The sequence below is a fragment of the Gluconacetobacter tumulisoli genome (assembly GCF_014174155.1).
Classification (GTDB): Bacteria; Pseudomonadota; Alphaproteobacteria; order Acetobacterales; family Acetobacteraceae; genus Gluconacetobacter; species Gluconacetobacter tumulisoli.
The window spans coordinates 40,308-64,417 of sequence record NZ_JABEQM010000013.1 but is presented as its reverse complement, the minus strand read 5'-3'; the positions used below and the strand labels follow the sequence as shown (position 1 = coordinate 64,417).

General features: G+C 63.6%; 18 protein-coding genes. 8 read left to right on the top strand and 10 right to left on the bottom strand.

Features of this window, described 5'->3' with window-relative positions:
• Positions 1 to 42: 42 nt before the first annotated feature.
• Complete coding sequence (locus HLH28_RS14585; protein ID WP_182960482.1) at positions 43 to 1,413, bottom strand: APC family permease; 1,371 nt, start codon at positions 1,411 to 1,413, stop codon at positions 43 to 45.
• A 251-nt stretch (positions 1,414 to 1,664) separates the two neighbouring features.
• Between HLH28_RS14585 and HLH28_RS14580 the strand changes: the two genes are divergently transcribed.
• The 5 genes from HLH28_RS14580 to HLH28_RS14560 all read left to right on the top strand — a co-directional run bounded on the left by HLH28_RS14580 (position 1,665) and on the right by HLH28_RS14560 (position 9,225).
• Positions 1,665 to 2,945, top strand: coding sequence for an MFS transporter (locus tag HLH28_RS14580; RefSeq protein WP_182960480.1), 1,281 nt, complete (start codon positions 1,665 to 1,667; stop codon positions 2,943 to 2,945).
• A gap of 48 nt (positions 2,946 to 2,993) precedes the next feature.
• Positions 2,994 to 3,944, top strand: coding sequence for a nitrate ABC transporter substrate-binding protein (locus HLH28_RS14575; protein WP_182960478.1), 951 nt, complete (start codon positions 2,994 to 2,996; stop codon positions 3,942 to 3,944).
• A 475-nt stretch (positions 3,945 to 4,419) separates the two neighbouring features.
• A complete protein-coding gene (locus HLH28_RS14570) occupies positions 4,420 to 6,771 on the top strand; it encodes a TonB-dependent receptor (protein ID WP_182960476.1) in 2,352 nt (783 codons plus the stop codon).
• 151 nt (positions 6,772 to 6,922) lie between these two features.
• On the top strand, positions 6,923 to 7,750 hold the full coding sequence (locus tag HLH28_RS14565; protein WP_182960474.1) for a creatininase family protein: 828 nt from the start codon (positions 6,923 to 6,925) through the stop codon (positions 7,748 to 7,750).
• 200 nt (positions 7,751 to 7,950) lie between these two features.
• Complete coding sequence (locus HLH28_RS14560) at positions 7,951 to 9,225, top strand: MFS transporter (RefSeq protein ID WP_182960472.1); 1,275 nt, start codon at positions 7,951 to 7,953, stop codon at positions 9,223 to 9,225.
• A gap of 99 nt (positions 9,226 to 9,324) precedes the next feature.
• Here HLH28_RS14560 and HLH28_RS14555 read toward each other — a convergent pair whose 3' ends face one another.
• The 8 genes from HLH28_RS14555 to HLH28_RS14520 all read right to left on the bottom strand — a co-directional run bounded on the left by HLH28_RS14555 (position 9,325) and on the right by HLH28_RS14520 (position 19,607).
• Positions 9,325 to 10,296 (bottom strand): NAD(P)-dependent oxidoreductase, encoded by a 972-nt coding sequence (locus HLH28_RS14555; protein ID WP_182960470.1) that lies wholly within the window; start codon positions 10,294 to 10,296, stop codon positions 9,325 to 9,327.
• Positions 10,297 to 10,311: 15 nt separating this feature from the next.
• Positions 10,312 to 12,027: a gamma-glutamyltransferase gene (ggt, locus tag HLH28_RS14550; RefSeq protein WP_182960468.1), complete on the bottom strand. Its 1,716-nt coding sequence runs from the start codon at positions 12,025 to 12,027 to the stop codon at positions 10,312 to 10,314.
• Between the two features lie 79 nt (positions 12,028 to 12,106).
• Entirely contained in the window at positions 12,107 to 12,880 is a 774-nt protein-coding gene (locus tag HLH28_RS14545; protein WP_182960466.1) for a DeoR/GlpR family DNA-binding transcription regulator, read from the bottom strand.
• Positions 12,881 to 13,016: 136 nt separating this feature from the next.
• Positions 13,017 to 14,453 carry an FGGY family carbohydrate kinase gene (locus HLH28_RS14540; RefSeq protein WP_182960463.1) on the bottom strand — a complete coding sequence of 479 codons (1,437 nt, stop codon included), beginning with the start codon at positions 14,451 to 14,453 and terminating at the stop codon, positions 13,017 to 13,019.
• Positions 14,450 to 15,661, bottom strand: coding sequence for an NAD(P)/FAD-dependent oxidoreductase (locus HLH28_RS14535; RefSeq protein WP_182960461.1), 1,212 nt, complete (start codon positions 15,659 to 15,661; stop codon positions 14,450 to 14,452). Before HLH28_RS14535 ends, HLH28_RS14540 begins: the two co-directional genes overlap by 4 nt.
• Positions 15,658 to 17,034: an NAD(P)/FAD-dependent oxidoreductase gene (locus HLH28_RS14530; protein ID WP_338029749.1), complete on the bottom strand. Its 1,377-nt coding sequence runs from the start codon at positions 17,032 to 17,034 to the stop codon at positions 15,658 to 15,660. The genes HLH28_RS14535 and HLH28_RS14530 overlap by 4 nt, the downstream gene beginning before the upstream one ends.
• A gap of 411 nt (positions 17,035 to 17,445) precedes the next feature.
• On the bottom strand, positions 17,446 to 18,513 hold the full coding sequence (gene qhpR, locus HLH28_RS14525; protein ID WP_182960457.1) for an AraC-like transcriptional regulator QhpR: 1,068 nt from the start codon (positions 18,511 to 18,513) through the stop codon (positions 17,446 to 17,448).
• Between the two features lie 83 nt (positions 18,514 to 18,596).
• The gene (locus HLH28_RS14520) at positions 18,597 to 19,607 is read right to left on the bottom strand and encodes a phosphotransferase enzyme family protein (protein WP_182960455.1); all 1,011 of its coding nucleotides are present in this window, start codon (positions 19,605 to 19,607) and stop codon (positions 18,597 to 18,599) included.
• A gap of 226 nt (positions 19,608 to 19,833) precedes the next feature.
• On the opposite strand from HLH28_RS14520, the gene HLH28_RS14515 reads away from it, so the two are divergent.
• Positions 19,834 to 21,174: an aminotransferase class III-fold pyridoxal phosphate-dependent enzyme gene (locus tag HLH28_RS14515; protein WP_182960453.1), complete on the top strand. Its 1,341-nt coding sequence runs from the start codon at positions 19,834 to 19,836 to the stop codon at positions 21,172 to 21,174.
• A 126-nt stretch (positions 21,175 to 21,300) separates the two neighbouring features.
• On the opposite strand, the gene HLH28_RS14510 is transcribed toward HLH28_RS14515, so the two are convergent.
• Positions 21,301 to 22,065: a Crp/Fnr family transcriptional regulator gene (locus tag HLH28_RS14510; RefSeq protein WP_182960451.1), complete on the bottom strand. Its 765-nt coding sequence runs from the start codon at positions 22,063 to 22,065 to the stop codon at positions 21,301 to 21,303.
• 121 nt (positions 22,066 to 22,186) lie between these two features.
• Here HLH28_RS14510 and HLH28_RS14505 point away from each other — a divergent pair, with 121 nt between their 5' ends.
• Both HLH28_RS14505 and denD read left to right on the top strand, forming a co-directional pair.
• Positions 22,187 to 23,101 carry an NAD(P)-dependent oxidoreductase gene (locus HLH28_RS14505; RefSeq protein ID WP_182960449.1) on the top strand — a complete coding sequence of 305 codons (915 nt, stop codon included), beginning with the start codon at positions 22,187 to 22,189 and terminating at the stop codon, positions 23,099 to 23,101.
• Positions 23,098 to 24,087, top strand: coding sequence for a D-erythronate dehydrogenase (gene denD, locus HLH28_RS14500; protein WP_182960447.1), 990 nt, complete (start codon positions 23,098 to 23,100; stop codon positions 24,085 to 24,087). The genes HLH28_RS14505 and denD overlap by 4 nt, the downstream gene beginning before the upstream one ends.
• The last annotated feature ends 23 nt before the right edge of the window (positions 24,088 to 24,110 follow it).

The following is a 24,110-nucleotide window of genomic DNA, read 5'->3' as shown; positions in this document are numbered from 1 at the left end:
CGTAACGATGCTCATGTCCGGGTGTAGGGAAGCAGAGGGGCGTCATCCCGGCCGATCGCCAGTCGACAGGGCGTCGGGTCTGGTCGCTGCGGTCGTCGTCCCGATGATCAGCGCGACAAGACACCATGCCAGGCCGGCAATGGTTGCTTTCCGACCGATTCCCCGCTGTTCGAGGCTTGTGACCAAGACAAGGCTGATCGTGCAGAACGTGACCGCCGCAATGCCCGATTCCAGCATATGGCCGGGGATCTGCCGGCGGATGATGGCGCGGATGAAGCCGATCTGGACCGCCTGATAGGCCACCATGACGCAGACCGCGCCGCAGGAGGCGAACAGCCCATAGGTCGCAACCGGAGAGGCCTCGGCCCAGGGAACGCGGGGGATGACGAACTGCATCAGAAGCACGAAGGCGCCGACCAGCATCGTCGCCCTGTCGCCCGGGGAGAGGGCCTGGGGGAAAAGGGATCCCAGCAGGTGCCCTACGGCGGTCATGGCGGCGACGGTGCTGGCGAACGAGGACGCGACGGCCGCGACACCAAAGGCAACCGCGGACCATCTGCCGAGATAGGCGCTTCCCAGCGCGCCGAGGGCGTTCTGGCTCTGCGCCAGCGCCATGTCGCCGCCAAGGCGTGCGGCAAAGCCTTTCTGGACGGCCCAGGAGACGGCGATGAACAGGACAGCCGTTACCGCCACGGTGCCGTAGAGGGAGCGCGGAATGTCAGTTTGCGGCGAACGGGTTTCGCGCGTCAGGGACAGGCAGGATTCAAAGCCCGCCCATGACAGGAATGCCACCACGACCGCTGAAAACAGGCCCGAAATGCCGGTATCCCTGACAGGAGGAATAATGTCATGGGCCGCCCGCAACCCCGATGGCGCGGCAATGATCGCGCAGAACAGGAGGATAAGCAGGATAATGCCGCCTCCTTCGATCATCAGCAGAAGGCGGGTGACCGAAGCGTTCCGATGCAGGAGCAGCATGGCCGCCAGGACGCCGGCCGCCGCGCAGATACTCCATAAGCCGGGTGTCATGGCATCAGGCTGGCCGGCCAGGTCGGTGAGGAAGCCGACCGTCGCCGAAGGCGTGGCGAGGGCGAAACAGAGATAGGCGCTGCAGAGCGTGAGCCCTACCGCCCGCCCCGCCCGGTCGCCAAGCGTGAGGGTCGCGATATGATAGGCGCTCCCCCCGGTTTCGAGCGAGGAGACCAGTCGGGCGATACTGTAGGCGACAAGCGCGATACAGAGCGCGCCCAGGGCGAAGATGCTCCAGATCGGCCAGGATGTCGTGCCGGCGATCGCCTGCCCGTTCGCCGCGAGCACCAGCGTGGGCCCCACGAGCGCGAGTGAGATCGATAATGCACGAAGCGCATGCGTTCCCGGGATGTTCACGATGTCCTGGCCTTCGACAGATGGCATGGCGATTCCCGGCAACGTCACGGTTGCAGGGACGTCTGCACTTCCTAGACGGTTGTATACGTATCGTATTCATAAAATCAAATTGAATCTCCAACGACGTCTCGAAATATGTTCGTTTAATATCAGTATATTAATATAATTATTCTGACTTTTCGGTCAGGAAAAGTGACGCCCGAAAATTTTCGGACACAGCACAAATCCATTGCGTATACGCACTGTGCACATTAGGTATAAGGAAATCCTGCCATGTGATGAGGGGGCGTGCGATCGCCGTGCAAGTCCAGACAAACGACATCGTGGCATCGACGAAGGCGTCGCGGTCGCATTGGGTCCTGGCAGGACTCTTCGGTCTCGGGGGCTTTGTCGGTTATCTGGACCGGGTGAATTTGTCCGTCATCGCGACACCGATCGCGCATGAACTGAATTTGTCGAATGCCGGGCTTGGGGTCGTCCTGTCTGCTTTCCTCTGGAGCTACGGACTGGCGCAGGTTCCGGCCGGGATCATCATCGACCGCTTCGGCACGCGCCTGCCGGTCCTGATCAGTGTGATCGTCTGGGCGATCTCCAGCTTCATCAGCGCGTTCGTGGGGTCCGTGATCGGGTTGTGCCTGGCGCGCCTGCTGCTCGGCCTTTCGGAAGCATCGATCTATCCGGCCATGTGGCGGGCGGTGACTGAGCGGTTTTCCCCCGCCGAACGCGGCCGCGCGACAAGCTGCCTCGATATCGGTTCGAAACTTTCCTATGTCTTTGGCGTCCCGGTCATCGCCGGCGTGCTGGCCTATGCCAACTGGCGTGCGTGCTTCCTGCTGACGGCGGCGATTTCCCTGGCGTATGCGGCGCTGTTCGCCGTGATCTATCCAAAGGATTTGCCAGCCGGGGACGGACGGCGGGGACTGTCTTCCGTCGCCGGGTCGCTGAAGGCGATGATCCCCACCCGTGCCATCGCCGGGGTGGCGATCGGGTTTGCCAGCTATACATACGTTTATTACCTGCTGGCGACCTGGATGCCGCGGCTGGTGGAACTGCAACTGGGTGTCAGTACCGTCCATGCCGGGCTCTACACGGCGCTCCCCTGGATCGTGGCCGTGGCGGGGGAGGTGCTGGTCGCCGGGTTTCTCGTCGATCGTCTTGTCCTTGCGGGATACGACCCGATCGGCGTGCGGAAATATATGCTGGCCATCAGCCTGCTGGCGTCCCTGATGCTGGTGGGTGCGGCCTATTCGCATTCTTTCCTGATCGTGATGGGGTGCCTGACCTTTTCGGCGACAGGGTTGGCGATTTCCACGCCGCTTGGCGTGTCCATGATCGGGTTCGTGGCCGGCCGGGAAAATCTTGGCGCGGTCGGCGCCAGCGTCAACCTGGTTGCCAATATCTCCGGCGCGTTTGCGCCGGTGCTGACCGGATTCCTGCTGGATCGCACTGGATCGTTCCTGGGCGCCGCCGCGGGGGCGGGGGTCGTCATCGCCCTGGGGGTCGTTGGTTATACGATCGTCGTTCCTTCCCCGGCGGCGCTGGCCGCCGAAAGGGACTGAACATATGTCCGCCAGAACGCATTATGCAAGTTCACGAGGGTGTCCAACATGAAACCGATCATCAGGCTTGCCTTGCGCGACTGGGATTACCTGACGCCAATCCTGCTGGATGAAGTCCGTTCCGATGTGTTCGACATTCGTGTCACGACGGTCGGCACGTTGCTGCCTTCTGTGGATGGGCAGGGCGAATATGATGGCGCGGAACTCTCGTTCAGCCGTTATGCCCGTGAATGCGCAGCGGGGCGCGGCACGGATCATGGTGTTCCCTATTTCCTGATGCGCGGCTTTCGGCATCGTTGCATTCTGACACGCAAGAGTTCCGGCCTGACGACGGTCGCCGACCTTGCTGGCAAGGCCATTGGGGTGACGGGATGGCCGGACTCGGGCAACACCTGGACGCGCGCAATTCTCCGGCGCGAGGGGATTTCCGTTGCCGATGCACGCTGGTTTGCCGGTCGCCTGACCGAAGCGCATCCGATCGTGGACCGACTGTCCGGATTCGGCCAGCCCGGACTGATCGAAGCGGCACCGGAAGAGCGTTCCTTGATGTCGCTGCTGGCGGATGGGTTCCTGGACGCCGTTTTCACGCCTTTCCTGCCGCCGAACTTCTTTGACGAGGAATCGCCTTTCCGGCATCTGCTTCCGGATTTCAAGAATGCGGAACTCTCGTATTACGCTGAAACGGGCTATGTGCCGGGCATGCATATTCTTGGCCTGCGCCGAGATATTGTCGCTGAATATCCTGACCTCGAGACGGAAATTTCCGATCTGCTCGACAGGTCCAAGTGTCTGTGGCTGACCAAGCGTACCAAATATGCGGATACCACCCCGTGGATCCTGAACGATTTCGCGACGATCGCGCAGAAGATGTCGCCGGACTGGGATTCGCCTGGTGTCGTGACCAATCGACCCATGATCGATGATTTCTGCGAAGAGCTTTCTGCGCAGGGCATCATAGAGCGCGACGTGTCGGTGGAGCAGCTGTTCCCGCATCGGTAATCGAGCCTGGCTACTGGAACAGTGGCGATGGTGTCTATGTGCGCAATATTAATGACCGTTCAGACATATTCTGGGCACGCTCGTCGTGCATGGAAGATCTTGGCGAACCAAGGTCATGGTGTCGTTGATTAGATAAATACATATATTATACCTTGTTATATTGGAAATCATTCTGCGATTTCAAGGGAGATTCGGCCGCGTCGATTCAGGTTCGTCGGTGTGGCACAAATGCCAGAACCGAGCATTTTGTGTTGAAACGGTCTTATAATTATAATCGAACAGTCATTTTTAATGGACAATGTTCGTTCGGTATGGCTCGATGCGACATCAGTATGAAGCAGCACGCGGCGATGTGTGCGTCCCCTGAAAGATCTGGAACCCAACGATGAAATCAGGCTATCGCTTTTGTTCTGAACTCACCTTGGTAACGATGCTCCTGGCATCCACTGGCCTTGGTTTTGGCGCTCATTCTGCGATGGCGGCGGCCGTGGCCGAACATGTGGCGACGAAGCCCGGGGCTGCCAAGCATGTCGCGACCGGTCAGGGCGCGCCCGCGCGGACGGCTGTTCGGGCACAGGCGGCGCGGCAGCCGTCGCGGATCACGTCGATGGAAGCGTCCGGCGGTGCGGAGGCGATCAATATCAGCGGCGTGCGTCATTTCGCCGGTGGTCGGATGCGTCACCAGACCGCTGCTGAATCGCGCAGTTCGGTCGGGCAGCAATATATTTCACAGCAGATGGGTGCGAGCTCTCCGCTCGCGCTGCTCGCCGCCGTTCCAGGCGTGAATTTTGGTAACTCCGATCCGCTCGGCCTTGCCATTCGCCAGACCCTGACGGTGCGTGGACTGGGCACCACGGAAATGGGTTATGTCCTCGAAGGCATGCAGGGCATCGACCAGGCCTATTACCAGCCCTATATGGAAACATGGGCGGACGGCGAGAACATTGCCGACATGACCCTGATCCAGGGCAGCTCGCGCATTGTCGATCCGACCTCCACGGCCAGTGGCGGCGAAATCATCCTTACGGTCCGCGATCCCTCCGACAAGATGGGTGGTCATCTCAGCTACAGCGCGGGGTCTTATCGCGCGCAGCGTGTCTTCGCCCGTCTTGATACCGGCTATATCGGCAATAGCGGCGTGAAGATGTTCGGATCCTATTCCTATACGGCCGCCGACCTCTTCACCGGCAGCGGCCGTAACCATCGCACGCAGGTTGACTACAAGATTACGAAGGACTGGGGGGATTACGGGAAGAGCTCGATCTATGCATCGTATGACAATTGGTACAATGCGCGCCTGAACACCACCAGCCTTTCCTCCTGGGAAGCCGCCAACAAGGTGGACAACAATTTCTCCGCGGGGAACCTGGCCGGTACCTTCGACCCCACGAAGAGCAACTCCTACTGGAAGCCGTACGTCTACAAGAGCGAAGACGCGCTCGTGTCGATGCAGAACACGTTCGGCGTCGGCCATGGGGTGACGTTCCATTTCAACCCGTATTTCCGTTGGGAAGCGACCCAGGCGCCCGGCGAGACCTCGGTATCGGCCAACAGCCTCTATAATGGCGATCAGAAGGTTTCGGTCGACACGAGCGGCCTCTATCTGTCCAACCCGTCCACGCAGACGTTCCTGGCGATGAGCAACACGCGCCAGAACATCTATGCCGCGGGCCTGAATACCTATATCGACGCCAAGCTGAGCAGCACCAATACCCTGCAGGCGGGTTACTGGTTCGACAATTTCTCGCTCTCGCAGCTGGGAAGCCTGTCGCCTCTGGACCAGAACGGAAATGCCGCCAATGATTTCGGTGCCTATCCGCTGCGTTCGACGGATGGCAAGGTCGTCTCGGGTTCGAACTTCACGCTGCAGCAGCAGACGCATGCCTTGTATATCGGCGATACGCAGTCGTTCCTGGATAACAAGCTGAAAGTGTCCGCGGGATTCCGCGAAATGCTGAACTATGTCAGCGGGCAGAACTATTCCCCCGGAACGCAGGACAAGTTCTCGAACTCCTTCAGCGCCCCGATGCCGCGTGTCACGATCTCGTATGATCTCAACCCGCATATGCAGGTTTATGTCAACGGCATCACCAATGCCCGCGCGCCGATGCCCAGCAATACCTACACGACCCTCTATAACGTTTCGACCGGCAAGATTTCGCAGCAGGGCCTGCCATCGGCCAAGCCGGAATACACGATCGGCGAGGAACTGGGCTTCCGCTATCATGGTGCGTTCCTGGCGAGCGTCGCGCTGTTCAACATGAATATGACGCATCACCAGATCGCGACGCTGGCGAATGTCAACGGTGCGCTCGTCAACCAGGCGATTTCCGCCGGTGGCGAAACCATTCGCGGTGTCACCGCGGAAGTGGCGACGCGTGCCTATTACGGCTTCTCGCCTTACGTCAACGCGCAATATGTCCATGCGACGATGGATAACGACATGGTCTATGGTGGCCAGGTCTACCAGACCGCCGGCAAGGCCATGGTCCAGACACCCAAATTCATGGCCAATATCGGGGTGAATTACCAGCACGGTCCGTTCTTCGCCAACCTGGCGTTCAAATGGGTTGATTCGCAGTATTCCACGTTCATGAACGACCAGAGCATGCCGGCCTACAAGACGGTCGATGTCGGTCTGGGCTATCGCCTGCCGAGCTACTCGATCGTTCATGCGCCGGTTATTCGCCTGAATTTCACGAACCTTTCGAACGTGCATTATCTCGGCTCCATCGCCAGCCCCACCGTTTCGTCGAAGGTGTCCCAGCCGGGTTATTATCTGGCCGCCCCGATGACGGCGCTGATGACGGTGTCGACGGATTTCTGATGACGGCGGGCGCGGCATGGTCCCGCGCCCGGCATCACGGAATAAACCCGACCAGGACAACGGGCCTGGTCGGGACAACATGTTGAATATGACGGGCCCGTTTCGCAGCCTTGCATAAGCGTAGCGCGACCCGATCCCAAGAGGAGACGTTATGCCTTCTTCCTATTATCTTGCGGAACTTTCGGCCGCGGAAATGCGGGAAGCCGCCGTGCGCAAGCCGGTCATTCTACTGCCGATGGGCAGTTTCGAAGATCAGGGGCCGCATGCCCCGATGGGAGATTACCTTTCCGCCGCCCGCATTGCCGAGCTGATCGCCGAAAAGGCCACGGCCGAGGGCACGGAAACCTATGTCGCGCCCGTGGTACCGTTTGGCGGCGAAGATTTCTTCGGTTACATGCCGGGCGGCATTGCCCTGTCGCAGTCCACGTTGCGCGCCGTTGTCGACGACATGCTGCGCTGCCTGCTTCGCCATGGTTTGACCCGCGTGGTGTTCATCAACGGGCATGCCGGCAATTGCGGCGTGATCAACGATGCGACGCAGAAGGTCTGGCTGGAACGCGGCATCGTCATGCCGGCGCTGTATCTGTGGCGTGTCGGTTACGGGCTTCTTCCGGCCATCCTGGGCAAGGATGTGGCCGCGAAGTCGAGTGGCCATGGCTGCAATCCGCTGACCAGTGTGGTGATGCATCTGTTCCCGCATTTGATCCGCCATCAATATATCCCGGGACCGACCGTGCCGGGTGAGGTCTGGGGCCTGCCGGTGACCGGCTTCACGTCCCTGGGGATCGGCGAGGGGACCATTACGGTTCCGTTGGAAGGTGGTGATACCGTGCCCAATGGCGTCTGGGGCGGCGATCCGCAATTGTGTTCCCCCGAAACCGGTGCGGCCCTGGTCGAGAAACTGGTCAGGATCGGTGCCGATGTCGCCACCCATGTGGTCAGGAATTCCGACCCGCAGACGGGCAAGGCTGTTCTCTGACATCGTTTCGCCGTGCAGTGTGAAATTCCCGATCGGATGTGCCCATCTGATCGGGAGTTGTTTGATCGCGCTGTAGGAATGTCATGTATCTCTGATTCTAAATTCCGTTTTGATTGCATGATGCGCGGGTGCGGGCCCATGAACGAATGACAGGGTGAACAGGCTGCTTCATGCCCGGATGGGCGGTAAGGTCACGGCATTTGAAACAGGGAGGTGGGGTTGGAATGACGTTTCGACAAAATCGATGGTTTATCCTGCTCTTTCTTCTCGTTCCGATAAATTTCATTCTCGGCGTCGATCGTACCGCCCTGACGATCAGCTCCCCCCAGGTTCAGCAGGCTATTCATATCGACCCGGTGTTGATGGCTGAACTGATTACGATTTCCACCGCCGTCTATGCCTTGCTGCAGGTTCCCGCCGGCTGGTTCACACACCGGATCGGCGTGCGATGGGCGCTTTCCGGGGCCTGCCTGATGTGGTCGCTGGCGACCATCCTTACGTCTCTACAGACACATGTCAGCGGCTTTTTCGCCGTTCGCATCCTGCTTGGCCTTGGGCAGGCCCCGGACTGGGTTGCGTGTATCTTTGCCCTGAAACTGCTCTTTTCCCAATCAGAGCGTGAAGCCGCGAGTTCCACGCTGCTCGGGGGGTTGTATGTCGGCTATGCCGTCAGCGGGGTATTGACCGCGTATGTATTGCAGTCTTTCGGCTGGCGCGGCTGTTTTCTGATCTATGGGCTGGTGGGTCTTGTTTTCAGCGCCATCATTTTCTTCTGCTATGGCGGCCCCTCGCTTGAGGCGGCGCCGGAAAGGACGCCCGAAACCCCGGCACAGCCGCGTGCGCGCCTGGCCATTCTTCCAACTGTGCAGATCGCGGTTTTCTATGGGGGTGTCTCTGGCGTACAAAGCTTCTGCCACGTGACATTCCTTCATTTCCTGACGTCGCGGTTCCCCATTTCCAGCTTCCAGGCCGGTCGCCTCTTCTCGATCCCGGCCGTGTCGCTATATGGGGCTGTGCTGCTGTCCGGCGCCCTGATCAAATACATGAAGCGGCGAGAGACGGAAGGGCGCTCGTTTCCGGCCCGTCGCGCGCGGATCATCGGGATCATCTGGGCGACGGCCTGTATGGCAGGGGCCATCCTGTCGCCATCGCTGTGGCTGACATTGGTGTTTTCCGCCGGCGCGACGGCGGGCGTTGGCCTGTGCCAGGTTCTGACCTGGTCCCATGTGCAGAGCTTTCCGCGCAGCACGGCGGTCGTTGCGGGCTGTACGGCCCTGGTCGGGAACTGGGTCGCCTCGATCGGTCCGGTCTGGTCCGAAATGCTCTTCAAGCATCAGCACAGCTGGGCCGCCGTCGCCGGAATGGCCGCCGTCTATGGCCTCGCCGCGGCAGGTGTCTGGTTTATTCCGACACGCCTGGGGAAGGGCGCGCGCGACGGCGTGACCACCTCCATCGCAGGGGCGGAATTCGAGTAGGTCATATCCTTGGGGATCGCGGAACCGGGTCGTCCGATTGAAAAGAAGGGCCGTGCAACTATGTTGCACGGCCCTTTCTCATCCTTGCCAGGGCATGGATCAGACGAGGACGTCGAGTTCCGGCGGTTCGGTGCCTGCCGCCACACAGGCCAGGTTATGCACCATGCGCTGCACGTTCGTCGCATAGGTGTCGGCGGCAATGGCCCCGATATGCGGGGTGATCGTGATGCGTTCGACACCCACGAAGCGATGGTCGGGGGCGATCGGTTCGACCGGGAACACGTCGACGGCCGCACCCCGCAGATGACCGCTTTCCACGGCCTCTGCCAGGTCTTCCTCATTGACCAGGCCGCCGCGTGCCGTGTTGACGAGGATCGAGCCCTTTTTCATCCGGGCGATCGATTCCCGGTTGATCATGTTGGCTGTTTCCTCGGTCAGGGCGCAGTGCAGCGAGATGACGTCGGATGTTTCGATCAGCTCGTCGAGCGTGACGAGGCGCGCGCGCAGCTCCCGGGCTTCCTCGGCGGAAATCGGCGTGCGCTTGGTATAGATCACGTCACAGTCGAAGCCGCGCAACAGCCGCGCGAGCTGCTTGCCGATATAGCCCAGTCCGACCAGACCGACGGTCTTTCCGGTCAGGCGCATCGACGTTTCGCTGAGCGAGCGCTTCAGCCACAGGCCTTTCTGAAGGCCGACATGGCCGGGAATGATGTTGCGCTGCAGGCCGAGGATCAGCGCCAGCGCCGTTTCCGCGACGGCGACGGCATTGCTGCCGGTGGTGCGCAGGACGCGGACACCCAGGCGCCGTGCGCTTTCCAGATCGATATTGTCGTAGCCGACGCCCCATTTCTGAACGGCCTTCAGGCCGGAGGCCGCGCCGGCCTCCATCATCGCGGCGGTGACCGGGACGTCCGCCGTGATGACGAACGTCGCACCCGTGATGGCTTCGATCTGGTCGGCGGCTTCGCGGCTGCGCGATGTCGCAATCTCGAAATCCTCCGGGAGGTACTGCGCGAATTTATCGAGCCCCGGCTGTGCCATGGGGTCCAGGATGACGAGGCGGCTTACCATGCCAATAATCCTTTGTTATTCGGGTTCTTCGGATGACGGGTCGGGGGCCTTGTCCGGCCAGAAGCGGACGCCTGGCTTGGCAAGGCCGCCGCCCAGCGCGACCGCGGTGCCATCCGCGCGCCAGCATGCGGCCCCTTCCATCATGCCGTCGGGGGAAAACGAAATGGCGTTCATGCCGCCGCCGATATGCGGCTTGGGGCGCACGTCATAGCCTGCCGCTTCAAGGCCGGCCCGCGCTGGCTCGTAAGCGGGCTCGATCTCCAGCTCCTGTCCCTGCGTCCACAGGCGGGGGGCCTCGACCGCGTCCTGCAGGGTCATGCCATGGTCGATCAGGTTGACGATCGACTGGAACACGGACGGGAAGATGCGCAATCCGCCGGGCATGCCCAGTGCGAAAACCGGCTTCGTGTCCTTGCGCACGATCATGGGCGCCATCGAGGTGGGCACGCGCTTGCCGGGCTGGATCGAAAGCGCATGACCGGGATGCGGGTCGAAATTGCTCATGTAGTTGTTGGGGATGACGCCGGTTTCCGGATCCATGAACCGGGCGCCGAACAGGCCATTGATCGTATGCGTTGCGGCGACGATGTTGCCGTCCTTGTCCGCCACCGTGATGTGGGTGGTATCCTGGCTTTCACGCAGCAGGGGGCGCAGGTCGGACAATGCGCCGCCCGATGATGCCAGGCGGTCGATGCATTCATGCGCGTAGGATTTTGACGTCAGGCGTTCGACCGGCACATCGACAAAGGCCGGATCGCCGCTGAAACGGCGTCGGTCCTCGAACGCGACGCGGATGATTTCCGCGAGTACGCGCAGGCTTTCGGTGCTGCCGAAGCCCATCGCGCCGATGTCGAAGGATTCAAGCATGTTCAGCATCTGCGTGACGTGAACACCCGAAGATGCCGGCGGTGGCGGCCCGACGATTTCAAACCCGCGATAGCTGCCGACGATCGGGGCCCGGTCGATCGTGCGGTAGTCGCGCAGGTCGGCCTCGGTCAACCAGCCGGGATCGGGGCTGTTCGCGATGGCACGCACCAGTGCCGCGCCCAGTGCGCCACCGTGCAGCGCGGCGGCGCCGTCGCGGGCGATCAGTTCCAGGCTTTCACCATAGAGCGGCTGGCGCAGGCGTGTTCCGGCCTTGACCGGCGTGCCGTCCGGCAGGAAGACCGCGCGCATGGTGGGATCGGCCGCGAGATCCGCGGCGTGTTCCCGTACCGCGCCGGCCAGATAGTTCGTGACGGAAAAGCCCGATTTCGCAAGCCGGATCGCCGGGGCGACGACATCGGCGAACGGAAGCTTGCCGAAGCGCGTCTGCATTCCGTGCCAGCCCAGCAGGTTGCCGGGCACGGCCACCGATGTCGCGCCGACAAGATTCCGGCGGCCCTTGACATCCATATAGAGCGCAGGCTCGTCGGAGAGGGGCTCGTAGATCGTCGGTGTCATCGACTGCGCGGCGCAGGACAGGGCGTCGATGACGATGTGCTGTCCGTTCGCCAGGCGCAGATGTGACAGGCCGCCACCCCCGACCCCTACCATCATCGGTTCGACGACCGTCAGGGCAAGCAGTGACGCGGCGGCGGCGTCAAAGGCGTTTCCGCCGGCGGCCAGCATTTCGGCCCCGGCTGCCGTGCCAAGGGGATGGTTGGTGACGACGACGCCGCTCCGCCCCGTGACGGGCGTCTTGTCGCATGTAAATGGCAGGGATCGCTGTGGTGGAGTGGGACTGGTCATGGTTTCTCACGTCTTGAGGGGTAAACGACGGGGGACGATGCCGCGACGGGGCCGGCGAGGGGGCTCGTCGGCATGAAAATCAGTCCTGCGCGGCGACGATCAGTTCGACATTCAGGCGGCGGGCCATGCTGCAGAATTCCTCGGCGGGGGGGGTGTCGGTCACGATCCGGTTGATATCGCCGAATGCGCACAGGCCGATCAGCGCGTAGGAATCGAATTTGGAATGATCGGCCAGGACGGTCGTCTTGTGCGACCGCACGATCATGGCGCGTGCCAGTTGCGCTTCCTGCGGGTCGTAATCCATCAGATCCCCGCTTCGACTGATCGCGCCGACACCGATGATCGCATGGTCGGCGCGGAAGCGGTCGATCTGGTCAAGACAGAAAGTCCCCAGGATCTGCTGGGTTTCCGGTCGGAACTCTCCGCCCAGGACATAGATGTCGCGGCGGACGGATGTTCGCGAAAGAATGTCCGCGATGCGCAATGAATTGGTAATGACCGTCAATTCGATGTCGGCGGGAATTGCCAGGGCAAACGCCAGGGTGGTGCTGCCGGTATCGATCATCACGGTTTCGCCGGGCTGCACCAGGCGCGCGGCGGCCTGCGCGATTATGGTCTTGGCATCGACATTCTTCGTCTGCCGCGTGTGGAACGGCTCTTCCGATGTCGCATTGACGGCCGGGCGCGCGCCGCCATGGACCCGGCGCAGCAATCCCTGCGCATCCAGGCTGACGAAATCGCGGCGGATCGTTTCCCGCGAAACATGCAGCTGCTCGGCGACCTCCTCGACGGTCAGCAGGGACGCCCCCTGTGCCATTTCAAGAATGATTTTCTGTCGGCTTTTTACGCGCATCGCATGATGTTCCTGTCCTGCAGCATGCAACCTTGCCGGATCGGGGGGATGGAGGCAGCCCTCATTCCGCTCGGTTCATCGTTACGGCGGGAACTGTAAGGGGGCTGGGAATCGCTGACCAGATTGGGGATGGACCTCATGCCGGGGATTCTTCGGTCGGGGTGATCGGGCCGGCCGGGCGCGCGGTCAGGGCGGCGAAGGCGGCGATGGCGCCATCGGGGACCGGATGCCGCGGCCGCGTCCGCCGCCAGAACAGCGGCGGCATCTGCCCGGACCCCAGGGCCCGGGCGCACAGGCGCAGCAGGCCCGCCGCGGTCAGGTCGCCATGATCGACAAAATGGATGTCGCGGCGGAACAGGTCGGCCAGGAACTGGCGGAAGGCCGCGCTCCGGCACATGCCGCCATCCACGGAAATCCGCCCGCATCGCGCGCCGGAGGCCTGTTCGAACGCCGCGACGACCTGATGGGCGCGCAGGCCCACGCCTTCCCAGATCGCGCGGCCCAGGTCTTCGCGCCGGGTCGTTCGTTCTAGGCCGGTCCAGCTGCCGCGTGCGTCGCGATCCCATGTCGGCGCGCCAAGGCCGTTGAGCGCCGGAACGAAGAACAGCCCACGGTCGGCGCAGCGATCCGCCGGGTCCCACACGGGGGAGAGCGTGTCGATGACACCGACGCTGCGCCCCCATTCTATGGCCGCACCTGCACACAGCACGCCGCCATCCAGCGCGTAGGTGGGTGTGCCGTCAAACATCCATGCCACCGTGGCCAGCATGCCCGAAGCCGGCCTGACCACGGGGTCCGCTCCCGTTATGCCCAGGATGAACGCGCCGGTTCCGAAGGTGATCTTGATGTCGCGTGGTTCCTTGCAGTCATGGCCGAACAGGGAGGCCTGCTGGTCCACGATGCTCGCGACCACGGCCGGGCCGTCCGCGATCTGTCCGAACGGCCCCAGGGTCGCACGGATTTCGGGCAGGCAGGACAGCGGGATGTCGAACAGGGCGCACAGTTCCGCGTCCCACGCGCCGGTGCGCAGGTTCATCAGCGACGTGCGGGAGGCTGTCGAGATATCGGTCGCGAACGTCCCGGTCAGGCTGTCGAGGAAGAAGGCGTCGCTGGTGCCGATGCGCAGGTCGCCCGCGGCCGCCAGTGACCGCGCCCCGGGAACATTGTCGAGCAGCCAACGCATCTTGGAGGCCGAGAAATAGGGATCCAGCGGCAGGCCCGCGCGGGCAAGCGTCACCTTTTCCGCGCCTTCGGCCCGCAACCGTTCGATCATGTCGCGGGTCCGCAGGTCCTGCCAGACGATTGCGTTGGCCAGGGGTTCGTGCGTGCGGGCATGCCACATCACGACCGTCTCGCCCTGGTTCGCCAGGGCCAGCGCGGTGGCGTCCGGCGTGTTGCCGACCAGCGTCCGGACATGGGCCAGAAGCTCGCGCGGATCATGCTCGACCCAGCCGGGCTGGGGATAGATCTGGCGGTGCGTCAGGCTGCCCGCCGGTTCGATGTCCGTGCCGGGACGCCAGCGAAAGGCCTTGGTACTTGTGGTGCCCTGATCGATCGCCAGACAGAGGGTCATTGCCCGGAATGCTCCCGTTCCAGAATCAGCGCATCGCAGGTTTCGACATCGGGCGTCGGGATTTCAAGGGTCAGGCGCGGCCACGCGAATCGTCCCACGCTTCTGCGGGCCAGTTCCCGGCCGGATGCGTCGCGGGCGACCAGGTCCCCGCCGGCGCCCCGGGCCGAACGTCCGAACAGCATCGTCTTGCCGTCCGACGGGACGATGCGCTGTGGATAGACATAGCGCAGGTTGCGCCCTTCGACCGCGATGGCGGGACGCGACGGGGGCAGGTCGTCGCGCAACGCGCGCAGGATCGCGGCGGCGGCGGACCGCCCTTCATGCGCGACATAGCCCGAATGCTCGACCCCGCGCAGCACATTGCCCGCCGCGAAGATGCGGGGGTCCGTGCAGCGATAGAAATTGTCGATCACCGGTCCACGCGTGCCGTCCAGGTCGCGCAGGATGGTACGGCCGTCGACCAGCGCGGTTTCGGGCACGAAGCGCCCGGACAGGACGATGCTGTCGCATCGCAGGCGCCGGCGTGCGCCATTGTCTTCCACGATGATCGCCTCGACGCGATCCTGGCCGCAGATTTCGACAAGGCGGCAGCCGGTTCGTACCGGGACCTGGTAGCGCAGGCGGGCCGCCGCGCCCACGATGGCGGGAACGGAAAGGCTGCTGTTTTCCTCCAGCAGCGCGACCGGCCGCAGGCCGGCGTGGCGTGCGGTCTCCAGGGCGGAGAAGGCGACCAGTTCGCTGCCGATGATGACGGGTGCGCGAAAGGGCAGCGTCTGGAAGCGGACCATTTCCTGGAACGCGCCGGTATTCATCACCCCCCATGGTCGGGTTCCCCCGATCAGTCGCGCGGACCGCGGCATTTCGCGGATACCGGTCGCCAGCAGGACCGCGCGCGCGCGGAGGGTGCGGGGACCGCCAGGCGTGTTCACGCGGACGACGCCGTCCGGTTCAAGGGCCGTGACGGCACAGTTCGTCAGAAATGTCGCGCCGGCTGCGGCCTCGACAAGGGCGCGCGCATAGCGCGGTCCGCGCCACAGCCGTCCGAAATCGAGAGCGCCCCATCCCCTGTGCAGGCAGAAGCGGGGAAGGCCGCCGCATTCCGGATTCCGTTCGATGACGACGACATCGCGCACACCGGACGCCAGCAGGTGGCGCGCGGCGCTCAGCCCGGCGGGGCCGCCGCCGATGATGATGACATCGTGGTTCATGCCGCGCCTCCCGGACCAAGGGTCGCCAGTTCGGGCAGGTAGGGGGCGGCCAGTTCCACGACGCGGCGCGTGCAGTAGAAGCCCTGGCACCGTCCCATCATGCAGCGGGTCCGGCGTCGCAGACCGCCGATGCAGCCGGCAGGCAGCGGGGAGTCCGAAAGCGCGGCCCGGATTTCCGCCCGGGTGACGGATTCGCAATGGCAGATGATGTCGTCGCGGTCGGGCTGGAAGCCGGGGCGGGGGAATTCCTCGGTCAGGTTGGGAACCCGCGGCCAGAGGGGGTCGGCCAGCGGCCGGCAACGGCCGAACGATTCCTCGTAAAGGCCCCGGACATGCCGTGCGATGCCCAGGGCCGAACTGAGGCCGGTGGAACGGATGCCGCCTACGGTGATCCATCCCCGGTCCGGCAGGGCCTCGATCTGGTAATCGGAAAATTCCGTCGCCGGCCGCAATCCGGCATAGGTCGCGGTGATATCGTGCCGGGCCAGCGAAGGCAGCAGGCGTTCGCCCGCGGCCTTCAGCGATTCCAGTTGCGGGCGGCCAAGGGCCGCGACGTCCCGGTCGTCCTGCGGTTCCGCCGTCGGACCGACCAGCAGGTTGCCAAAGACGGTTCGCGTGGCGACGATGCCCTTGGTAACGGGGCTGGGCACCGGCAGGATAACGGAGGAGATGAGGCCATAGGCGCTTTTGTCATAGACGATGAACTGCCCCTTGCGGGGCTTGATCGTGAAGGGCGAGGAGCGGGCGATCGCCTCGACGATGTCCCCCTGCAGGCCGGCGCAATTGACGACGACGCGGGCGCGGACCGTCTTCTCGCCCTCGCCCCTGTCCTCCAGGCGCAGCGTCCAGGCCCCGTCTTCATATGTGCCTGAGGCAACCGGGCTGTTGCGCAGGAACACGCCGCCATTTACCACGGCCTGCTGCGCGTAGGCCAATGGCGCCGACCATGGATCGATCAGGCTTTCCTCGTCGACGACCAGGCCGCCGCAGGCCGTGGGCGCCAGCGAGGGCTCGCGCCGCCGTACGCCTTCGGCGTCAAGCCTGTGGAGCGATACGCCATTCTGCCGCGCGGCGGCGTCGATCCCGTCCAGTTGCGCCAGATCCTGGTCGTTCCAGGCGACAAGCGTGGCGCCGGTCTTCAGCAGGGGCAGGCCCAGCCGTTCATGGATCGCGAGGTATTCCCGGTGGCCGGCCCGGATCAGGCGCTGTTCGAGACTGCCGGGCTTGCTGTCGAAGCCGGTATGCAGGATCGCGCTGTTGGCCTTGCTCGCCCCGGCGAGCAGATCCGGGGCCCGTTCGATCATGAGCGTGTCCAGACCCGCAAGGACGGATTCCCTGAACACCGCGCATCCCACAACGCCGGACCCGATCACGGCGAGATCAAAAAGAGGTGTCACGCGTTGCCCTGTATCTGCCCAAAAACCACAAAAAACGACTGAACGGTCATCCTTAGCAGATTTTTCGATCGTTCCCAAGATGAATTGCCCGTTCGGTAGAAATGTGGGCCGGCGTGGGGGTTGCGATCGGTAAGTTTATGATCTGTATATGTTTTCCTGTTTCATATGCGTGGGGGTGACTGCCGGTCCCCCGCAGCCGTCCCCGGATTGCCGGTGACGGGGGCTCGGGGTTATGCGGGCTTGATCTGGCGCGACGTCATGGCCGCCTCGGCTTCGGCAGGCGGTCGTCAGGCAATCGGTGCTGCGGGATGCGGGGAAGGGGCCGGTTTGCGGCTTGGTCGCCGGAATGTCCCCTGGCATGTGGCATGCACCCGTTCCGGGGCAGCATCAGTCCCGGAGAGACATACGCGCCTTGCGCCACTGCCGGGGGCTGATGCCGAACCAGCGCCGGAATGCGCGTGAAAAGGCGCTGATTTCCGAATATCCCAGCAGCAGGGCCATTTCGGAGACGGCGAGGCTGTTCTGGCGCATGTAATGCGTGGCGAGTTCGCACCGTACGGCGTCGACCAGGGAGAGGAACGTCGCGCCTTCCTCCTTGAGCCGGCGTTGGAGCGCCCATGGCGTGAGGCCGGTGCGTCGGGCGACATCTTCAAGGGTCACCTCGCCCTGCGGCAGAAGGATGCCGATATAAGCGCGGGTGCGTTCGACCAGCGTCTGGCTGACGATCGTACCGTTCAGCCGCCTGATCGTTTCCCGCATCACCAGAAGCAATGTCGGGTCGTTGTCCGGCATGGGGCGCAGAAGGTCGCGTTTGGGGATCACCAGCGCGTTGCAGGGCTGGTCAAACCAGACCGGTGCGTCGAAGATCCTGCGGTGGTCGTGCCACTGCTCGGGGCGCGGATGTTCGAAATGGATGTCCCGCGGCGCCCATGTCGGCCCGAGGACACTGCGGACGAGATTGAGAAACATGCCCAGCGAGAGTTCGGCGTCCTGCCTGCGGGAGAGGATGGCGCCGTGCCGGATCTGGTATTCGAAATGCCAGCATTCGCCCCGGTCGACCAGCCGGGTCATCGTATCGTGCTGGTGCCAGCGGAAATCCTCCGCGATATTGCGCAAAGCCGCTTCGAGGGTGGGCGAAGTCAGGCCGATATACCCGATCAGCCCCAGGGCCTGCGGACGGAACTGCCGCCCGTAATGGAGGCCGAAATTGCCCTGTCCCGAATTGCGGGCGGCTTCCTCCATCACCCGGCAGTAATTGACGAGGCCAAGGCTTTGGGTGGGGCTGGACAGAACGTCCGGGTCGATGCCGCTTGTCGCAAGAACCCGTTCCGGATTGCCGCCCTGGGCCTTGATGAAATGTTCCAGCCCCGTGGCGGCCGCCGCCAGCACGCCACGGTGACCGCCATGGCTGCCGGAAATGTCCTGCGGAAAAGCACTGTGCAAAGGGGTGTCCATGAGTGTTTGGCCGACCGGTGCCGAAGAGGCGTCATCAGATCACAGGTCGTTTCCGGGGTTCAACCGGATTTCCAAACGGACCCTCATCCCGCCCCTATGGGAAGGCCGGGTCCGTCCAGATAAAGGCGACAGAGGCGCGGTGTGTGGCCGACCCAGTCGGGGCCGAGGCTCTGCGCCATTTCGGTTTCGGCGTGGGAACCCACCCATGCGGTCATCTGCACCCGCCGCTGGATGAAAAGAGCCGGAAGGATCGCCCGTTCCTCGTCGGTCACGGCTGCGATCCGTTCATAGCCGTCCAGCCAGTTGGAAACCCAGACGGGCGCACTGGGATGATGTTCTTCGAAGCTGATGGCGGCGGGAAGATCATGCATGAACCAGCCCATGCCGCAATCGTCGAAATCGATGACGCGGGTTTCGCCATGATGCAGCAGCAGATTGGTGAGGCGGAGATCGGCATGAATCAGGCCATACCGGTCTTCGGACTTCCCGAAAGCCGCAAGCTTGCGGCCGGCGTCCTGCATCGCGGCTTCGATGGTCGCGATATCGTTCGCGCCGAGGCCCGGCGTGTCGTGCCAGTCGCCCCAATGCCCGTCCGGGCCGGTCATCGTTTCATGATCCCAGATGATGCGGTGGAAGCCTGCCGGTCTTTTCCAGTTTCGGCTGTGCTGGTGCAGGCGCGCCGTGATTTCGCCCAACTGTTGAAAAGACGCAGGATCGAGGTTGGATGTCGGCATTTCGCCGTCGATCCAGTGGAACAGGACGGCGTGCCGGTGGCTGCCATCCGGCGCGTCGAGGGTCAGGACCCGCGTGCCCGACCGGTCGGGAATGGCGGTGGGCACGACGAGACCGATGTCGCGATGCAGGGCATCGAGCCATGCGAGTTCGCCTTCGATGTCGGCCTTCTGGTGATAGTCCGGGCGGTGGATGCGCAGGGCGTACCGCCTGCCGTGCGCGTCGATACGGAAGGTGGCGTTCTCCGACCGGGTGAGGAGGCGCAGCTCTCCCTGAAACGGGGCCGGATAGCGGGCCATGGCGTGCCCGGCCAGGCGTGAGAGCGCCGCATTGTCGAGAGGGTCCGCGTGCCTGACGTTCATCCTGTTTCAGTCCCCGTTTGTCCCGGATATGTTTTTCCAATGAAATGATACCGACGCAGAGACTTGCTCGCAGGCAACCGGTTTTTGACCGCAGAAGACACGGCGCCGCAAAACCGGCCGGACACGACAGGCGGCGACATGAGAATGTACTCTCCGGTCAAGTTTTTCTTCGGTGCCGGAGGCATGGTCGGATCACGTTCGAAACGTTGCGAAAGGGGAAACGCCCGTGGTCACCCGTTCCACCATCATGGACACCAACAGCTTCCGGGCGGAACACGCCGCAGGCCTGGATAAGGACACAATGCGCCTGACCGAACGGCGCGGCCATCTTCTGGGCGCCTCCTATCGTCTGTTCTATCGCAGGCCGGTTCATCTGGTGCGGGGCAGGGGCCAGTATCTGTGGGATGCCGAAGGCACGAAATACCTGGATGTGTACAACAACGTGGCCAGCATCGGTCATTGCCACCCGGCCGTTGTCGAAGCCGTGCACGAACAGATGCAGCTGCTCAATACGCACACCCGCTACCTGCACGAAGGAATTCTGGACTACTCCGAATCGATTCTCGCCACGACGCCGGCCGAGGTGAATCGGGCGATGTACATGTGCACCGGATCGGAGGCGAACGATCTCGCCATACGGGTGGCGCGGGCTTATTCCGGCGGCACCGGGATCATCGTCACGCAGGAAGCCTATCACGGCACCAGCGACCTGACGTCGGGCGCATCCCCCGCGCTGGGGAGTGGTCAGCCGTTGGCCCCGACCACCCGTCTTGTTCCGGCCCCGGACCACTATCGCCTGAACGATGTGGACCTTGGCGACTGGTTCGCGCAGGAGATCAAGAAACAGATCGACGGCATGCAGGCGGACGGGATCAGGTTCGCCGGATTTCTCGCGGACTCGATCTTTTCTTCCGACGGCGTGCTGCCGGGCGATGCCGGCTTCCTGAAGAAGGCGGTCGACGTTGTGCACCGCAATGGCGGCATCTTCATCGCCGACGAGGTACAACCGGGCTTCGCGCGGACGGGCGAGGCGTTCTGGGGCTTCGCACGGCATGGTGTGGTCCCGGATATCATCACGACGGGCAAGCCGATGGGGAACGGCATCCCCGTCTCCGGCCTGCTGGCGCGCGGCGAGGTCCTGGCGGCGTTCAGCGACAGCATCCCCTATTTCAACACGTTCGGGGGGAATCCGGTCTCCATGGCGGCGGCCCAGGCGGTCCTCAAGGTCATTCATGAGGAAGGGTTGCAGGAGCACAGTCGCGTCGTTGGCGCCCGGCTTCTGGCCGAACTCCGCACGCTGCAGGACAAATACGAATGCGTCGGGGACGTGCGCGGCGCGGGCCTGTTCATCGGCTTCGAACTGGTCACGGACCGGAACAGCAAGGCGCCCGACAAGGCGCTCGCCCTGCAGCTGATTGAAATGCTGCGTGACGAGCGTGTCCTTACCTCCGTTGCCGGGCCGTACGGAAACATATTGAAATTGCGTCCGCCACTGGCGTTCCAGGCGGCCGACATCGACTGGCTGGTCGGTGCGCTGGACCGGGGATTGGCGCGCCTTGGACGTTAGAGCGTATTTGCAGATGCGCGCGGGCGGCCATCCCGCGCGCGTTTTCTGTGCTCCGTGGCGGGCGGCCCATAAGGCCGCTCCGCTTCGGCGTTGGAACGTACGCCTGGTGATCTGCCGGACCGCGTTCTAGAAAATCGGCGCGCCTGACAGCGTTTCGCTCTCGTGGTCGACGCAGTTCTGCAAGGCCTGCCGGTCGAGGATCAGGATCTCGCCGTAATGCACCGAGATCCAGCCAAGCTTTGCCCAGTCGGACAGGCGACGGTTGATGGTCTGGCGCGTGGTGCCCAGCAGCATCGCCAGATCTTCCTGCGGCAGGCGCAGGCGGATCAGCGTTCCGTTTCCATGGGCCTCGCCGTAGCTGCGCGCCAGGCTGAGCAATTGCTTGGCCAGCCGGGCCGGCAGGCTGAGCAGCGCCGCATCTTCGATCCAGGCGAAAGACAGGCGCAGCAGGCGGCACAGCATGAGGGCGATATGGCGGTACAGCTCCGGCTCCGCCCGCAGCAGCGCATTGAAATCATGGTGCGCGATATTCACCAGGACCGAGTCTTCCTGTGCGTGGATATCATGCGTCCGCGCCAGCCCGTCGATCAGGGCGATATGACCGAACCAGTCCCCGGGGCCGTAATAGGTCAGGATGGCTTCGCGGCCGGCGATCGAGGTCGAACTGACCCGTACGGCGCCGGACACGACACCGTGCAGGAAGGTCGCCCTGGCGGCCTTGGAATGGATGAGGTCGCCCGCGGCATAGCGGCGCAGGACCGAGATCTCGGCCATCTGCGTGACGAGGCGGTCGGGTAGATCGGCGAACCAGCTGTGGGCGATCAGAATGTCCCGCATGTTCTGGCGCGTGGGCGGCGTTTCCGCGCCGCCGGGCGGCAGGCCTCGCTCCATGATGTCTGATGCGCTCCGTCGGTCACGTTCCCGAGATTGTCGCCCGGGCGACAATGTTCTTACACCAAGGCCCGCTATCCCCTGAATTCACATGATTGGAACGAAGACCGACAGGCTACCCATGACCTCCATGCCACATGTCGCATTCCTGGGAACCGGGATCATGGGCGCGCCCATGGCCCGTCATATCGCACAGGCGGGATACCCGGTCGCGGTCTGGAACCGCACACCCGACAAGGCCCGCCCGCTGGCGGAATTCGGCGCGGAAATCGCCCCAAGCGCCGCGCAGGCGGTGTCCGGCGCGGATATCGTCATCTTCATGGTGACCTCCGGCCAGGCCGCAAACCAGATCCTGTTCGCCGACGGCGGGGCCGCCGACCACATCAAGGCCGGCGCCATCGTCGTGATGATGAGTTCGATTGCCGTGGACATCGCCCATACCCAGGCCGCGCGCCTGCGGGAACGGGGAATCGGCTATGTCGACGCGCCCGTGTCCGGGGGCGAGAAAGGGGCGATCAACAAGGCGCTGGCGATCATGGCGGGCGGGTCGGAGGACGACATCGCGGCGGTCTCCGCCGTGCTGGGCGTCCTGGGGCGCGTGACGCATATCGGGCCGGCCGGGACGGGACAACTGGCCAAGCTGGCCAACCAGATCATCGTCGCCGGGACCATCACCCTGATCGCCGAGGCCTTCACGCTGGCCGAAAGAGGCGGCGCGGATCCGGCGCGCGTGCGGCAGGCCCTGACGGGCGGCTTCGCCGACAGCGTGATCCTTCAGCAGCATGGGTTGCGGATGATCGAACGCCGGTTCGCGCCCGGGGGCGACGCGATCAATCAGGTCAAGGACCTCGATGCGGCGGCCAGCATCGCCGAAGAACTCCATCTGACGCTTCCGACGACCGAACGGGTCGCCGACCTGTTTCGCGCCATGGTCGCGGCAGGCGACGGCGGCCTCGATCACAGCGGCATCCTCCTTCACATCGAGCGCATCAACGGCCTGCCGGGCCACGACGCCGAAGAGAGAAAACACTCATGAAAATCCTGATTACCGGCGGCACGGGCTTCATCGGCCGCAAATTGACCGAGCGCCTGCTGAAGGCCGGGTCCCTGCTGATCGACGGCGTGCGCGCGGAACCGATCGAGCAGATCGTCCTGCTCGACCCCTATCCCGGTGCCGGGGTCGTGCAGGACGCGCGCGTGCGCCTCCTCACGGGCTCGCTCACCGATGCCGATATCATCGGCGAGGCCGTGCGCGGGGTCGATCTCGTCTGGCATTTTGCCGCCGTGGTCAGTTCGGAAGCCGAAGCCGATTTCGACCTGGGCATGCAGGTCAATCTGCACGGCCTGCTGATGCTTCTCGAAGCGCTGCGCCGCGAACCCGGCCGCCCGCGCCTGGTCTATACGAGCGGCTTTGCGGTATTCGGCCGGCCGATGCCTGAGCTGATTACCGACGACGTGATCCCGACCCCGCAAAGTTCCTACGGCATGCAGAAGGCGGTGGGCGAACTGCTGGTCGCGGATTACAGCAGGCGCGGCTTCATCGACGGGCGCGCGGTTCGGCTGCCGACGATCTCCGTGCGGCCGGGCAAGCCCAACAAGGCGGCGTCGACCTTCGTCAGTTCCATCATCCGGGAACCGCTGGTCGGGCAATCCGCCGTCTGCCCGGTCAAGCCGGAGACGCCGGTCTATATTCTTTCGCCCCGCCGGGCGCTTGAGGCGCTGGAGCGCGCGATGGTGCTGCCGGATGAAACCGTCGGGCCCATCCGCATCATACCGCTGCCCGGGATCACGCTGTCGGTTGGCGATATGGTGGCGGCGTTGGAGAGGCGCGCGGGCGCGAAGGTCGCCGCGTGCATCCGGTGGAAGTACGATCCCGAAATCCAGCGCATCGTCGAGAGCTGGCCGAGCGCGGTGCGGGCCGACCGCGCAATCGCCCTGGGCTTCAGGGGAGACACGGATTTTGACTCGATCATCGAGGCGCATATCGAAGACGAATTGAACGGCGTCGTGCCGAACGTCTGATGTACTCCCACGTTTGAACGGCC